Raw genomic sequence first — 14,045 nt, 5'->3', positions numbered from 1 at the left:
GATCGTCTACAGCGTCGGGGAGACACGGGTCTTCGTCACCCTGTTCTTGTCGCTCGACGAACAGCGACCTCGACTACGGCGAGAGTCGCTGCCGGTCCGGCGAGACTTCGCTTCGCTCACGGGTCGTCCCTCCCCGTTCGCTACTCGAGGCCTCCTTCGGTCGGCCTCGCACCGCTCGTCTCGCTGGCTCCCAGCGTCTTCGCCTATGGGCTCAGACGCTGGCGATCTCTCGGGAACAACACCGCTTCCCGGATGTTGTCCAGCCCGAGGATCGTCATGAGCAGACGCTCGCCGCCGAGGCCGAAGCCGGCGTGGGGCGGCATGCCGTACTTGAACATCTTGGTGTAGTACTCGAACTGGTCGGGATCGAGTCCCTGCTGTTCGAAGCCCTCGATGAGCTTCTCGTGGCGGTGTTCGCGCTGACCGCCCGAGACCAGTTCCATCCGCGGGTGCATCAGGTCGAAGCCGGTCGACAGTTCGGAGTCGTCGTCGTGATCCTTGATGTAGAACGGCTTGATCTCGCTGGGCCAGTCCGTGATGAAGTAGTGGCCGCCGACGTCCTGCCCGAGGGCCTCCTCGGCGGGCGTCGAGAGGTCGTCGCCCCAGACGAGCTGCTCGTCGAGTTCGCCCGTGGCGTTGATGCGCTCGAGGGCCTCCTCGTAGCTGATCCGCGGGAAGTCACCCTCGGGAACTGCGAAGTCCTCGGCGAGGTCGAGTTCCTCGAGCTGGTCGCCGAAGTTCTCCTGCACGGACTCGTAGGCGGCTTTGACGATGCCCTCGGCGACGTCCATGGCGTCGGTATGGTCACAGAACGCGCCCTCGAAGTCGATCGAGGTGGCCTCGTTCAAGTGCCGCGGCGTGTTGTGTTCCTCCGCGCGGAAGATCGGGCCGATCTCGAAGACCCGCTCGACGTTCGAGCCCGCGACCAGCTGCTTGAACAGCTGTGGCGACTGGTTCATGAAGGCCTCCTCGCCGAAGTAGGTGATCGGGAAGAGTTCGGTGCCGCCCTCGGTCCCCGTCGCGACGATCTTCGGCGTGTTGATCTCCGTACAATCGTAGTCGCGGAACTGGTCACGGACCGCACGCAGCACGTCCGAACGGATCTCGAAGACCGTTTGGACCTCCTCCTTGCGGAGGTCGAGAGTACGGTTGTCCAGTCGGGTCGAGAGATCGGCGTCGACCTTCTCCGAGGGGTCGAGCGGCAGTTCGGGGTCGGCGGGGGCGACGACCTCGAGCGACTCGGGCGTGACCTCGACGCCCGTCGGCGCGCGGGGCTCTTCCTCGACATCGCCGGAGACCTTGATGACGCTCTCGCGGGAGACGTCGAGTCCCGTCTCGACTAACTCCTCGTCCATCTCGTCTTTCTCGAACTTGATCTGGATCTTGCCCGAGCTGTCCCGGAGAATCAGGAACGCGATGCCCCCGAGGTCGCGGATCTCGTGGACCCAGCCGGCGACGGTGACGTGGTCGCCCGGCTCGGCGTCGGCCGTGTAGGTTCTGTCCTGCATACCACTCGATTCACGCAGGCGCAACTTAAGCCCAGCCGTTCGGATCGAGGGTAACGTTTTGCCGCATCGGAAACGATACGACCCGTATGAACGACCTCGAGCGACTCGCGACCGCGGTTCGGGACGCGGACACCGCCGTCGCCTTCACCGGTGCGGGCATCTCCGCGCCGTCGGGCGTGCCGACGTTCCGGGGCGACGACGGCGTCTGGGAGCAGTTCGACCAGGGACAGTTCGCGTACGGCCGGTTCCAGCGCGATCCCGAGGGGTTCTGGGCCGATCGGGTCGACCTCCAGCGAGCGATGTTCGACGGCGATTTCGAGCCGAACGCCGCCCACGAGGCACTGGCCGCCATGGGACGGGACGGCCACCTCGAGGCGGTTCTGACCCAGAACACGGACGGCCTCCACGGCGACGCCGCGGCGGCGGTCGGCGACGGGGACGCCGGTGACGCGGACGGCGATCCCGCCGCGACGGCCGCCGACGAACCGACGGTCCTCGAGTTACACGGCAACTCCCAGCGGGTCCGCTGTACGGACTGCGGGAAACGCAAGGACGGCGATCCGATCTTCGAGCGGGCGGCCGACGGCGAGTTGCCGCCGACCTGCGAGTGCGGCGGCGTGTTCAAACCCGACGTGGTCCTCTTCGGCGAGCAGTTGCCCGGTGCGGTCCTCCAGCGTTCCCGGTCGCTCGCGCGGGAAAGCGACGCCTTCCTCGCGATCGGTTCCTCGCTGGTCGTCGAACCCGCCGCGTCGCTGCCCCGGCTTGCCGCCTCGACCGGCGGGACCGTCGGGATCGTCAACCTCGAGTCGACCCCGTGTGACGACGTCGCCGACGCGGTCGTCCGCGAGGACGTGACCGAGGCGCTTCCCCGCCTGCGGGAACTGATCGTCGAATAGTCCGGGATCGGGCGGACTTAGTCGACGACGTGAGACTCGACCAGCCGCGCCTGTCCGCGTCGCAACCGTTCGCTGACCGCCTGGTTCGAAATCTCGAGTTGGGCGGCGATCTCGGCTAAGTCCGTCTCGCGGGGGACCTCGAAGAAGCCGCGTTCGTGGGCCAGCGCCAGTGCCTCCCGCTGGCGGTCCGTCAGCGTGGGGTCGCCGGCCCGTCGCGAGCGAGCGTCGGTCTCGGCGAGTCGGCGGAGTTCGACGGAGACGCCCTCGTCGACGAGGAAGTCGTGATACCGGCCGAACGATGTCCGGTCGGGAAACCGCATCTCGACGTTCCAGCGACCGTCCGCACCCCGGCACTCGAGCAACTCGCCGCCGGCAGCGACCCACTGGCGGTACGCCCCCACGACGTTCGTCTCGCTTCGCTGTAATCGGTAGCGGTCACGGTCATCCCCGCTGGCGATCCTGTCGAACCGGGCGACCGTCGGGTCGGCGGCCAGCGCCCGCTCGAGTCGCTTTCGGTTCCGACAGCGAGTCCAGCAAAACGCGATCGGGCGTGCGGGATCGAGCGCGTACTGGCGCTCGAGGGCGACCTCGAGCGAGGGGAGGGCGTCGAGGGTCGGGCCGAGGACCAGCGACGGCGACGACGCCTCGAAGGCGACGTGGAGACTCATGCGGGGTCGTCCACCGCGAAGCGATAAAACAGTTGAGGCTACTTTCGGGTTTACCAACCGATCCGGTGTGTCGTTACGCGTCGTTGGCCGCGTCGACGGTCTCGCGGACCGCCTCGATCCCTTCGTCGTGTGCGAGGTCACCGACGACGATAACGTCGGCGTACTGGGCCATCGAGTACGCGGAGTCGTAGTCGTGGATGCCGCCCCCGTAGAACAGCGTCGACTCGTCGGTCGCCTCGCCGGCGGCCTGGACGACGCCCTCGTCGCCGAGGGTACCGGAGTACTCGACGTAGACGATCTCCTGGCCGAACATGTGTTCCGCGACGGTCGCGTAGGCGGCGACGTCGTCGGCACCCAGGTCGCAGTTGGCCTCGGTCAGCTCCGCGACGTCGGCCTCGGGGTTCATCACGATGTAGGCCTCCGTCGTCGTCCGCTCCCAATCGAGTTCGCCCTCGAGGCGGACCCACTCTTTGTGGGCTTCGGTGATCCAGAACGGCGACCCGGCGTTGAACACCGTCGGAATGAGATAGCCGTCCAACGCGTCGTCCTCGAGGACGACCTCGGGGTTGGACGGCTCCTGATAGAGAGCAACGTCGTGTTCGGCACAGGCCTCGATGACGGCGCTCATGTTCTCTTCAGTGATACCCATGGTCCCGCCGACCTCGATGGCGTCCGTTCCGGTCGCACAGAGGTCACCGTAGGTCACGCCCTCGGGCAGCTCCTTGTCCGGATCGAGCTTGAGAACGTGGTTCCAATCGTCCCAGGGGGCAGTCATACCGCGTCGTTTCCCGACAACCAGCAAAAACGCTACGGAACGACCCCGTCGCGAGGGACGCGGTCACACGGTGGGGGCAGTGGCCCGGCCGGCTCGAGTGCGTCGTTGGCCGACTCGAGCGCGCCGCGGCCCTCGGGCGCGATCGACCCTCACCTCCCGGTCGCGGGCGGGCCGACCCCGGCGCGACGATCGGGTCGTGAGCGACGGCAAGCGCGTCGATCGAGGCCGATCCGGCCTACAGCTGTTCAGCGCTGACGGCCCGCATCGAGCTGTCGTTCTCGACCTCCCAGATCCGCAGCACCAGATGTGCCTTACAGTAGTATTCGGCGGTCTCGAGGCCAGTCTCACCGTTCTCGAGGACGAGCTGGCACGTGACCCCGTTCGAACACTCTGGTGAATGTTCACACATTTGAACTCGGTTCGTCTACTCGTCTCGGAGTCAAGGCTCTGTCGGTGAAAGCGTTCGGTTCGCCGTGCCCAACTGGGCGCCCGATAGCGGTTATACCGGCTGTATTCGGGGGTATTACCCGGTACTGGGGCTGTCTAAATGCCCTGTCCCATCAGATGGCTGCGCAACACGTCGGCCTCCTTGTTGCCCGCGCCCGTCGAGACGATCACGACCGTCTCGTCGCCGTCGAACGCACCGCGGTCGGCGAGTTCCCACGCGCCGCTGGCGGCCGCCGCCGCGCTCGGGGTCGGCTCGAGGCCGGTCGTCTGGGCCACCCGCACGGCCGCCTCGAGGATGTCGGGATCGTCGGTCGCGACCGCGTCGCCGTCGGTCTCCCGGAGCGCCTCGAGGACCCACGAGCCGGCCGGCGGGTCCGGAATCTCGAGTTCGCCACAGATGGTGTCGGGGCGCTCGACGGGATCGAGGTCGTCGCGGCCGTCGGCGACGGCGTCCGCGATCGGGGCACAGCCAGAGGCCTGCGCGGCGTAGAGTGCGGGCGTCTCGTCGATCAGCCCCAGTTCCTCGAATTCGCGGGCGGCCTTGGCGAGGCCGACGATCCCCGTCCCGATCCCCGTCGGGTAACAGATCGCGTCCGGCACGTCCCACTCGAGGTCTTCGACGAGTTCGTAGAACAGCGTCTTGATCCCCTCGTGGCGATAGGGCGTCTCGAAGGCTCGCAGCGAGTACCAGTCGTCGTGTTCGGCGAGCGCCTCTTCGAACGCGCCGACGGCGTCGCCGTAGCGGCCGCCGACGACGTTCATGTCGCCGCCGTGGACGTTGACCATCGCCTTGTTCGTAAAGCCCGAGCGCGAGGGGAGGTAAGCGTGGGACTCGAGGCCGGCCCGGCCCGCGTAGGCCGCCGCGGCCTGGCCGCCGTTGCCGGTCGACGGGAGCGCGACATCGTCGGCGTCGCTTTGGGTCGCCGCCGTGACCGCAACCGACGCGCCGCGGTCGCGGACCGAGCCCGTCGGGTTCCGGCCTTCGTCTTTGAGCAGGACCCGCTCGACGCCGAGTTCGTCGGCCAGGTCGGGACAGTCGACCAGCGGCGTCGCGCCCTCTCGGGTCGTGACCGCCGTTTCGCGGGTAAACGGCAGCAGTTCGGCGTAGCGCCACTGCGAGTCGGCCGGCCGACCCTCGAGCGTCTCGCGATCGAGGTCGATCGCGTCGTAATCGTAGCGCGGGTCGAGCGGACCGTCACACTCGGGACATCGGTGGGCCTCGGCGGTAGCCTCGATGACGGTCCCGCAGTCGACGCACTCGAGCCCCGCGAAGGCGTCAGTCGTCTCCATACGCGATCCTTCGGGGCGGCGAACTAAGGGTTGTTCATCGGCGGCTCGGTCGCGACTCGGGTCGAAGGGGGAACCGACGGACCGGCGGCTCCCGGGTCGGTGTCCGAAAGGAGAGCGAGAGAGAAACCGATCAGTTGTCGCCGGACTTCGACTGCCACTCGTAGCCGCGGCGTTTGGCGGACTTGCCGAAGCCACACGACGAGCATTCCTTCTTCTTGGTGTGGTAGGACTTCTCTCCGCAGCGACGACACTTGGTGTGGGTCGTCTTGTTCTTCTTTCCTTGGCTCGGGGTTCCTGCACCAGTCATGGAGTAATCGAGACGACGTTGTCGCCGCGTATAATGGTTGTGTCTTCGGCCGGAGCCTCCTGATCGACGCCCTCGACGGGGATCGTCACGTCCTCGAGGACGAGGTTCATGTGCTGGTCGTACCCGGAGAGATCACCGACGTACTCGTCGCCGCTCTTGAGTCGTACCGTGACGCGTTCGCCGAGCGACGCCTCGAGGACGTCCAGCGGTCGTCCACTCATACGCAACACGGCTGGTGATGGACACTTAATCGTACCGGTCCCGGCTCCGACGGGGGCCGTTCAGCGGCGAATAACACGATGTTTCCCGCCCGGTCACGGGGTCCCCGTAGCTGCTACTGGCAGCGGTCTGACTACTCTCGGTACGGCTGACGATTCGACGCGGTCGGCCGGCCGGCGCTCGAACCGGTAGCCGGCTCGTACACCGCTGCTATCCCATACCTAACCAAACGGCTAAGTGTGTACTCGTGGACCGTCCGCTCATGGGAGATAAAAAGTTCACCCTCGTAGAGTTGCACATCGACACCCCCCAGATCGGCCTCGGCTCGGTCGGCGAGGCGCTGCCGATCGGATCCGCGGAATCGACGTCCGAAGCCGACCTCGAGACTGAATCCGACGAAAGCGACGAGGAGTCCAGTGGGAGCGGCAAAAGTGCCATCGGCGCGCTGGTCGCACTGGTCGTCCTGGCCGGTATCGCCGCGGCCGCCAAGAAGTTCCGCGGCGACGACGAGGAGTCCGACCTCGAGGCCGACGAGGAGCCCGACGTCATCGTCAACTGATCGCCACCTGACTGATCGGCGGCCGGCGTCGGACCGACCGGCGGTGAATCGGCCCACTGAGCCGAACGCTTTTGCGGGTCCTTCCCCTATTTGGGGTCGTGAATCTCTATCGTAGCGCCCGGGCAGTTGCCGGGGCATCCGGTGACGACGCGATCGACTGGCGATCCGCCGCGGAGGCCGCCAAGGCCGCGACCGACCCCGGCTCGCTCGCGCTCGAGGCCGGCGAACGCGGGGCCTACGCCCGCGACGTTCGCGATGCCAGAGCGGCCGTCCGCGCCGTCTCCGGGGCCGAATTCGACGTCCCCGAGACGATCGAGATCCAGAACCGCCACCACTGGATCGACGCCAACGTCGCCACCTTCGAACGGGTCATGGGTGCCCTCGAGACCCACACCGGTACCTTCCCCGGGATCGCGCGGACGATCAACACGGGGACGATGACGGTCATGCTCTCCTTTCTCGGGCGGAACGTCCTCGGTCAGTACGATCCGCTGTTGCTCGCCGACGCCCCGACCGACGACCACGCGCTGTATTTCGTCCGGCCGAACATCCTCAACGCGGCCGACCAACTCGACGTCGACGCCGATCGATTCCGCCGCTGGATCGCCTTCCACGAGGTAACCCACGCCGCCGAGTTCGGGGCCGCGCCGTGGCTCTCGGACCACCTCGAGACCCGCATGGAAGACGGGATCGCCAACCTCTCGGAGGGATCGTTCGACCGCGAGGCGTTCCGCGATCTCGACGCCGCGATGACCGTCGTCGAGGGGTACGCCGAACTCCTGATGGACCACGCCTTCGACGACGAGTACGAGGACCTGCGGCGAAAACTCGACGAGCGCCGGCAGGGCCGAGGACCGATCCAGAAGCTCTTCCGACGGCTGCTCGGCCTGGGACTGAAAGAGCGCCAGTACGAACGCGGCAAGGACTTCTTCGAACACGTCGTCGCGGTCCGGGACCTCAAGACGGCAAGTCTCGTCTGGGAGGGGCCGGAGTACCTGCCGAGCCACGACGAACTCGACGCGCCGGGGACGTGGCTCCGACGCGTCGACCGCTGACCCGAATCTCCCGTTTTCCCTCGCGTGGTGGTCGCCCGGACGTTCAGCCAGTCGTGATCCAGATCAGGTACCAGAGCAACACGCTCCCGGCGACGATGCCGCCGAGGATCGCCGCGCCGATCACGAGCGGCGACGCCTCGCCCTGAAACGCGACCAGCCCACCCGACAGGCCGACCAGCAACACGAAAGCGACCTTGAGCTGGGTGGCCGCGTCCGAGACGCCGCTCGAGCGCGGTGAGCCGCGACCCCGCCCGCTCATAGCTCGTGCGGGGCACTGACGTGCATGAGCGCGAACCGCCAGTCGGGCGCGCTCGAGTCGTCTGTCGGAACCAGCGTCCCGCTCCAGCGACTGTCGAACCGGCGTCGGTCGCTGTCCTCCGTGTCGGTCCAGACCATCGTCACCTCGTCGGCGTAGGTCGCGAACGTCTCGCGCTGATCGACGACGAGCCCCCGGCTCTCGATCGTCCAGTCGGCGGTCGTTGCGGTCTGTTCCGCGAGGGCCGCGGCGATGGCCCCGCCGCCGAATAGCGATTCGCTGATCCCGAACTTCACCGTCGAGTCGTCGGCGCGGAAGTACAGCTCGAGGGGGTCGCCGTTCCGGAGCGCGTCGTAGTAGCCGCGGACGACGGTCTCGGGGCTCGCGGTCGCTGACATGGCTGTATCCTCGGCGGCCGTTTTCAAAGAGCCATCGGACGCAGATTCGGAAGCGGTCTCGAACGAGGGAAAGCGTTTTGCATACGCATACATATTCCCATACATGGGAGACACGTCGATCCGGGTTTCGGACGAAGCGAAAGACCGACTGGATCTCCATAAACGTGAGGACGAAAGCTACGAGGACGTGATTATACGACTCACCGAAGGCGACAAGTGGGCCGGGTTCGGCGTCCTTTCGGAAACGGACACGGAAACGCGGGCGGGACTGGAGCGGATGCGAGAGGAGTTGCGGGCGGGAACGAGGGACCGCATCGAGGAGTCGAAGTAGATGCTCGTACTTGATAACAACCTTCTCAGCGATTATCTCGACGGAACCGACGACGCTCGTCGCTTCCTGCAACGGTACGAACAGGAGGCGTGGGGAGTGCCGGCGATAGTCCTCTACGAGGCGTACATGGGCGCCGTACACGGCTACATCGACGGCACCCCGGACGCGATCCGACGGGCCGTCACGTCGTCGATGGACGTACTTGACGTAACCGCACGGACGGCCGACGAGGCCGCATCGTTGCAGAGCGAACTGTTGGATCGAGGCGTCCCGGCGGACCACCCGGACGCGCTCATCGCGGCGGTCGCTCGCGAACACGGAGCGACGTTCGCGACCGCCGAGAAACACTTCTGGGACGACGAGGTACAGTCGGTTCTCTCCGTCGCGGAATACGATCCGTACTGAACGCGAACGCCTCGGCCGCGGTCCCGACCGCTACATGAAGCCCCGATCGACCTCGTCGGTCTCGATCAGGTCCTCGAGTTCGGCATCGAGTAGTTCGTCGGCTTCCTCGAAGCGGTCGGCGAGGGCCGCAAGGTCGTCGGGCCGGTCGTACTGGTCGTACTCCATCGGTCCGAACGCGGGACTCTCGAGCGCGTCCATCACGTCGTCGAACAGGTCCTGGGGCCGGGTCGGCGCGTCCGCGTGGGTTTCCAGCACCGTCTCGAGGCGCTTGCCGACCGTCTCGGCCTGTGCCTCGTCCTCGGGCGGTGACTGGACCGCAAAGCGGCCGCCCGAGTCCCGCTCGGGCATGAACGACCCGATCTCGTCGTCTATGTTCCGGGCGACGCGGGTGCCGACCCCCCGTACCTCGAAGGGGTTTTTCGCGTACGTTTTCAGGAAGAAGACGCCGGCCCGAGGATGCGCGAGGTACATGTCTTCACCGACGCCGCCGGCGCGGTCGCCGGCGACTGCGCGCCAGTCCTCCGGATCGACGTCGCGCTCCGTGACGTCCTCGAGTACGTCTTGCCACTCGCGTATCCGCATAGGCGAGGGTTGGATCGCCGGCAGAATGAACGTATCGGTTCCACCGAAAGACGCCGAGAACGGACTGTTACGCCCCGAAACGGACCGTTCCGGAACCGAAAGGAATACACTGACTCCGCCGACAGGGACGGTAACCGACGCTTTCCCTATGTCCACTCGTCGCTCACCGTCGCTCGTCGATCTGTTCCGCGCTGCACCTGCCAAGAGTTCGCTGCTGACGATCGCCCCGCTGGCGCTGGCGCTGGGCCAGCTCTGGAACGGGTACGTCAACGGCGTCTCGCCGATCGTCTCGGTCGGGTTCGCCGTCGTCATGGTCGCCTTTTCGGTCGTCGCGATGGGCCATCACGCCGCCGAACACCGGCTCCGCCGGCTCGAGGCCGAGCCCTAGATCCCCGTGCCGGAGTCGGTCGCAACCGTTCGGGCCTCGCGGGCCTCGTAGGCGTTGTACCCCGCGAGCCCGGCGATCAGGAGCCCGGTCACGAGCGTACTCCAGAACAGCCCGCCGGTCATCCCGAGCAGGGCTGCCGAGACGATCAACCAGATCCCGAGGAGCGCGACCAGCGAGGCGATCGCGGGACTGAGCGGGATGTCGTTCGTCACGCGATAGTAGTTGTAGCCGGCGGCCAGCGCGACCGCGAGTCCGACGAGGACGTCGTTGGACGCGGGAGCGCCACCGCTCTGGAAAACCAGCACCGAAAGCGCGACCCACGCGCCGAGGACGGCGACCAGCAGACTGACGACCGACGTCTTGCGCCGTCGTTCCTCGCTGGCGACCTGTGTCGACTCGTCTCGCGGATCGTGGCCGCCGGGCCGCTCCCCGTCGCCGACGCCGGTCCCCGAGTCGATGTCGGCCGACGCCGATTCCGGTCGGTTGATCGGGCCGTCGTCGGTCGGCGGCTCGTCGCCGGCCCCGGGCCCGTCACCCCGCCGACGGTCGTCGCCGTTCGGGTCACTCATAGTAACGGACGTTCGGGGCCTGATCGCAAAAACGGCCCGTCCGTTCCACTCGCGGCCGGCCGGGAACGGAGCCCGGGAACGCCGGTAAGTGAATGTTATCGTGGGCATCGTGTCCCGCGAGCGGGGAGACGAGCCGGTCGCCGCCGGGACCGATAGCGTTTTTGATCGCTCGCTCGTGACGATAGCTGTGTACGTACGCGGAACCGTCGCCGGCGAGGTCGACGTGCGAACGGTGTCGACGAGCTACGGCGAAAGCGATCTCGCGGAGGTCCCGGTCCGGCTCGCAACCGACGACGAGCCCGCCGGCGACGCTACGCCGACGCGCAGCGACGGCGGCACGGCGGCCGTCGCGGACGGCCGCGAAACGACGGTGACGCTCTGGAACAAGTGGACCGAGTCGGCCGAGTTGCTCGAGCCGGGGATGGAACTGGTCGTGACGAACGCGAAAGAAGAGGAGTATCAGGGCGAGACCCAGTACAAGACGACGGGCGAGTCCTACGTCGTCGTCGAACCATCCTTTCTCGTCAGCGTCACCTCGATCCGCAACTGGGTGGAGTGTCCCCGGCTCTACTACCTGAACAAGCTCTCCGGAGTGCCGCTGAACTATCCCGTCGTGAAAGGGACGCTCGTCCACGAGGTCTTCGGCGACCTGCTTCGCGGGCGGGACCTCGAGGAGTCGATCGACGCCCGCGTCGAGGAGCGAGGCCTCCAGTTGGGGCTGTTAGGCGAGACGCCCGACGCGGTCAAAGAGGAGATCCGGGAGAACGCCAAAGCGATCGAGGGCTGGCTCGAGCAGGGCCGGCTCACCGAGGAAGACAGTTGGCGCTCCGAGCAGTTGCTCATCAGCGAAACGTTCGGCATTCGCGGCCGGGCCGACGCCGTCCGCCGGGGCGCACCGGTCGAACTCAAGACCGGCAAGAACCTCAAGAAGGAACCGCGGTTCAAGGACAAGGTGCAGGCCGCCTGTTACGCACTCCTGCTCGAGGAACACGGCGGCGACGTCGATATCGGGACGCTCCTCTATACGAAGAACTCGGCGCTCGATCGCAACGAGGAGACCGGCGACCTGACCCCCGCAAAGGAGTTCACGATGGGCGACGGCTTGCTGAAGTACGTCGTCCGGCTCCGCAACGAGATCGCCGCAAAAGAGACGAGCGGAGAGATTCCGACCGGCTACGAGGCCGACGCGAAATGCGAGTACTGCTTCGAACAGGACACCTGCATGGTCGTCTCCGGCCGGCTGGATCAGGAGTCGAAGGCCGGCCAGATCGGGCAGGCGCTGCCGGCCGAGGAGCGCGAGTACTTCGACCGGTTTTACCGGGCGATCGAGGAGGAGCGCCGGGAGGTTCACCGCGAGTACGCCAAGCTCTGGGAACAGACCGCGGAGGAACGGGCCGACGATGACCGCGCGCTGATCGACCTCGAGTTCGTCGCAAAACGGCCGCTCGAGGGCGGGCGCTGGGAACTGCGGGCGCGCCGGACCGGCGGCGCGAACTCGAAGCTCCGCGAGGGCGACCTGGTGCTGGCCAGCGACGGGGACCCGGTTCGAGGCGACTCGGAGCTGGCGCGGATCGAGCGACTCGACGACGAGGTCGTGATCACGGCGGACGAGCCGGTCGCGGTCACCCGGCTCGACGTCTACCCCTCCGAGCTGACGACCGACCGGTTGCTCGTCGCGATGCACGACGCGCTCCTGAAAGGCGACGAGCGGCGCAAAGACGTCCTGTTCGGCCGCGCAGAGCCCGAATTTGAGGAGATCGACGAGGCCTTCATCGACAACAACGAGCGCCAGAACGAGGCCGTTCGGAAAGCCGTCGGTGCTGAGGACTGCGCGCTGATCCACGGCCCGCCGGGGACCGGGAAGACCTACACCATCGCTCGAGCCATCCGCGCGATGGTCGAACGCGGCGAGCGGGTCCTGCTGTCGGCCTTTACGAACCGCGCCGTCGACAACGCTCTGGAGGCCCTGCTCGAGCAACTCGAGGACGTCATCGACGAGGACAGCGTTGCGTCGGAGACGCAACGGAGTGGAGACGGCGAAGCCGTCGATGTCGTCCGCGTCGGCTCGGAGAGCGGGGTCAGCGACGAGATGGAGCCCTACCGGCTCGAGCGGGCGGGCGAGCCCGCCGACCGGGTCGCCGAACTCGAGGACGCGCAGGTAGTGGCGGCGACGACGGCGACCTGCGGATCGCGGATCATGAAAGAACAAGCCTTCGACGCCGCGCTGGTCGACGAGGCCGCCCAGCTGACCGAGCCCGGGACCTGCGCGGCGATCAACCTCGCCGAGCGGTTCGTGCTGGTCGGCGACCACGAGCAGCTGCCGCCCGTCGTGCGCGCCGAGAACGACCTCACCGAGTCGCTGTTCGAGCGGCTGGTCGAGCGCTATCCCGACGCCGGCGTCATGCTCGATCGCCAGTACCGGATGAACCAGCGCATTCAGGTCTTCGCCTCCACCGAGTTCTACGACGGACAGCTACGACCGGCGACGCCCGAGGTCGCCGGACGAACGCTGGACGACCTCGAGGGCGTCTCCCGGGACGCCCTGCCCGAGACCCTGTCCGATCCCGTCTCGTTCGTCGACGTCGAGGGCGACCGGAGCCAGTACACCGACAGCGAGGAGGCCGAACGAATCGCCGACCTGATCGAGCGCTACGAAGCGGCCGGTCTCGAGCGATCCGACATCGGCGTCATCGCTCCGTTCCGAGCGCAGGTCTCGGAGATCTCGAGTACGGTCCCCGACGACGTCACCGTCGACACCGTCGACCGCTTCCAGGGCTCGAGCCAGGAAGTCATCATCGTCTCGTTCACCGCGACCGGTTCGCTCGAGGGACCGATATTCGAGGACTACCGGCGGATCAACGTCGCGCTGACACGGCCCAAGCGGGCGCTGGTGTTGGTCGGCGACTCGTCGGCGCTCGCGAGCGATCCGGTCTACGAGCGCATGCTCGAGTGGGCGCGGCAGTAACGGGCCCACCGAGAGTCAGTAGGCTGATATGTTGCCCATGAGCTATAGGTATCGCTACTAACCACCTCGCCTGCGTCGGTATGAACGCGGCAGCCCGGTGATTCAGATGACTCAGCGAGACACCGCCGCGGCGGGCGACTGCCCGGCGTTCGAGCGCGACGACGAGACGTATACCGCACGGTACGACTGGGACGATGCGGACACGCCATCGTCCTCGATCGTTCGGGCGGTTGCAGCCGTCAGAGGCACTGACCCGACGACCATGCAGCCACTGTACGAGGCGGTCGAGACGACCGCCGTCGACCGGCTCTTCGATCGACGGCCGCGAGCGCGGCCGGAGCGACTCTCGCTCTCCTACGAGGGCTGTGTGGTCGCGGTCTATGGAGACGGACGGATCGTCGTCGCTCCGTCCGACTGATCGAACGGC

General features: G+C 67.0%; 19 protein-coding genes. 8 read left to right on the top strand and 11 right to left on the bottom strand.

Annotated features, from left to right (window positions below; all coding sequences use genetic code 11):
- Positions 1–203: 203 nt before the first annotated feature.
- A complete protein-coding gene (gene aspS, locus NATPE_RS04625) occupies positions 204–1,508 on the bottom strand; it encodes an aspartate--tRNA(Asn) ligase (RefSeq protein ID WP_006179935.1) in 1,305 nt (434 codons plus the stop codon).
- A gap of 86 nt (positions 1,509–1,594) precedes the next feature.
- Between aspS and NATPE_RS04620 the strand changes: the two genes are divergently transcribed.
- Positions 1,595–2,404, top strand: coding sequence for an SIR2 family NAD-dependent protein deacylase (locus NATPE_RS04620; protein ID WP_006179936.1), 810 nt, complete (start codon positions 1,595–1,597; stop codon positions 2,402–2,404).
- A 17-nt stretch (positions 2,405–2,421) separates the two neighbouring features.
- On the opposite strand, the gene NATPE_RS04615 is transcribed toward NATPE_RS04620, so the two are convergent.
- The 6 genes from NATPE_RS04615 to NATPE_RS04600 all read right to left on the bottom strand — a co-directional run bounded on the left by NATPE_RS04615 (position 2,422) and on the right by NATPE_RS04600 (position 6,112).
- On the bottom strand, positions 2,422–3,072 hold the full coding sequence (locus NATPE_RS04615; protein WP_006179937.1) for a helix-turn-helix domain-containing protein: 651 nt from the start codon (positions 3,070–3,072) through the stop codon (positions 2,422–2,424).
- Between the two features lie 73 nt (positions 3,073–3,145).
- Positions 3,146–3,847, bottom strand: coding sequence for a phosphoglycerol geranylgeranyltransferase (locus tag NATPE_RS04610; RefSeq protein WP_006179938.1), 702 nt, complete (start codon positions 3,845–3,847; stop codon positions 3,146–3,148).
- Positions 3,848–4,082: 235 nt separating this feature from the next.
- Positions 4,083–4,256 carry a hypothetical protein gene (locus NATPE_RS22550; RefSeq protein WP_006179939.1) on the bottom strand — a complete coding sequence of 58 codons (174 nt, stop codon included), beginning with the start codon at positions 4,254–4,256 and terminating at the stop codon, positions 4,083–4,085.
- 134 nt (positions 4,257–4,390) lie between these two features.
- A complete protein-coding gene (locus NATPE_RS04605; protein WP_006179940.1) occupies positions 4,391–5,584 on the bottom strand; it encodes a threonine synthase in 1,194 nt (397 codons plus the stop codon).
- 130 nt (positions 5,585–5,714) lie between these two features.
- Complete coding sequence (locus tag NATPE_RS20990) at positions 5,715–5,891, bottom strand: 50S ribosomal protein L37e (RefSeq protein WP_006179941.1); 177 nt, start codon at positions 5,889–5,891, stop codon at positions 5,715–5,717.
- Positions 5,888–6,112, bottom strand: a complete 225-nt coding sequence (locus tag NATPE_RS04600) for an LSM domain-containing protein (RefSeq protein WP_006179942.1) — start codon at positions 6,110–6,112, stop codon at positions 5,888–5,890. The genes NATPE_RS20990 and NATPE_RS04600 overlap by 4 nt, the downstream gene beginning before the upstream one ends.
- A 260-nt stretch (positions 6,113–6,372) precedes the next feature.
- Here NATPE_RS04600 and NATPE_RS04595 point away from each other — a divergent pair, with 260 nt between their 5' ends.
- The gene (locus tag NATPE_RS04595; RefSeq protein ID WP_006179943.1) at positions 6,373–6,669 is read left to right on the top strand and encodes a hypothetical protein; all 297 of its coding nucleotides are present in this window, start codon (positions 6,373–6,375) and stop codon (positions 6,667–6,669) included.
- A gap of 98 nt (positions 6,670–6,767) precedes the next feature.
- On the top strand, positions 6,768–7,724 hold the full coding sequence (locus tag NATPE_RS04590) for a zinc-dependent metalloprotease (RefSeq protein WP_006179944.1): 957 nt from the start codon (positions 6,768–6,770) through the stop codon (positions 7,722–7,724).
- A 43-nt stretch (positions 7,725–7,767) separates the two neighbouring features.
- Here NATPE_RS04590 and NATPE_RS04585 read toward each other — a convergent pair whose 3' ends face one another.
- Complete coding sequence (locus NATPE_RS04585; protein ID WP_006179945.1) at positions 7,768–7,983, bottom strand: hypothetical protein; 216 nt, start codon at positions 7,981–7,983, stop codon at positions 7,768–7,770.
- Positions 7,980–8,378 carry a nuclear transport factor 2 family protein gene (locus tag NATPE_RS04580; protein ID WP_006179946.1) on the bottom strand — a complete coding sequence of 133 codons (399 nt, stop codon included), beginning with the start codon at positions 8,376–8,378 and terminating at the stop codon, positions 7,980–7,982. Before NATPE_RS04580 ends, NATPE_RS04585 begins: the two co-directional genes overlap by 4 nt.
- 103 nt (positions 8,379–8,481) lie before the next feature.
- Between NATPE_RS04580 and NATPE_RS04575 the strand changes: the two genes are divergently transcribed.
- Both NATPE_RS04575 and NATPE_RS04570 read left to right on the top strand, forming a co-directional pair.
- On the top strand, positions 8,482–8,709 hold the full coding sequence (locus NATPE_RS04575; protein WP_006179947.1) for a DUF7557 family protein: 228 nt from the start codon (positions 8,482–8,484) through the stop codon (positions 8,707–8,709).
- Positions 8,710–9,114, top strand: coding sequence for a PIN domain-containing protein (locus NATPE_RS04570; protein ID WP_006179948.1), 405 nt, complete (start codon positions 8,710–8,712; stop codon positions 9,112–9,114).
- Between the two features lie 30 nt (positions 9,115–9,144).
- On the opposite strand, the gene NATPE_RS04565 is transcribed toward NATPE_RS04570, so the two are convergent.
- Complete coding sequence (locus tag NATPE_RS04565) at positions 9,145–9,696, bottom strand: hypothetical protein (RefSeq protein ID WP_006179953.1); 552 nt, start codon at positions 9,694–9,696, stop codon at positions 9,145–9,147.
- 148 nt (positions 9,697–9,844) lie between these two features.
- Here NATPE_RS04565 and NATPE_RS04560 point away from each other — a divergent pair, with 148 nt between their 5' ends.
- A complete protein-coding gene (locus tag NATPE_RS04560; RefSeq protein WP_006179955.1) occupies positions 9,845–10,084 on the top strand; it encodes a hypothetical protein in 240 nt (79 codons plus the stop codon).
- Here NATPE_RS04560 and NATPE_RS04555 read toward each other — a convergent pair.
- Positions 10,081–10,653 carry an SPW repeat domain-containing protein gene (locus NATPE_RS04555; RefSeq protein ID WP_006179956.1) on the bottom strand — a complete coding sequence of 191 codons (573 nt, stop codon included), beginning with the start codon at positions 10,651–10,653 and terminating at the stop codon, positions 10,081–10,083. The genes NATPE_RS04560 and NATPE_RS04555 overlap by 4 nt on opposite strands.
- A 187-nt stretch (positions 10,654–10,840) precedes the next feature.
- On the opposite strand from NATPE_RS04555, the gene NATPE_RS04550 reads away from it, so the two are divergent.
- A complete protein-coding gene (locus NATPE_RS04550; RefSeq protein ID WP_015298771.1) occupies positions 10,841–13,618 on the top strand; it encodes an AAA domain-containing protein in 2,778 nt (925 codons plus the stop codon).
- A 106-nt stretch (positions 13,619–13,724) separates the two neighbouring features.
- Positions 13,725–14,036 (top strand): HalOD1 output domain-containing protein, encoded by a 312-nt coding sequence (locus NATPE_RS04545; RefSeq protein ID WP_006179958.1) that lies wholly within the window; start codon positions 13,725–13,727, stop codon positions 14,034–14,036.
- The last annotated feature ends 9 nt before the right edge of the window (positions 14,037–14,045 follow it).

The sequence above is a fragment of the Natrinema pellirubrum DSM 15624 genome, from assembly GCF_000230735.2.
Taxonomy (GTDB): Archaea; Halobacteriota; Halobacteria; order Halobacteriales; family Natrialbaceae; genus Natrinema; species Natrinema pellirubrum.
Note: the sequence above shows the minus strand (reverse complement) of the source record. Positions and strands in the feature narration are given on the sequence as shown.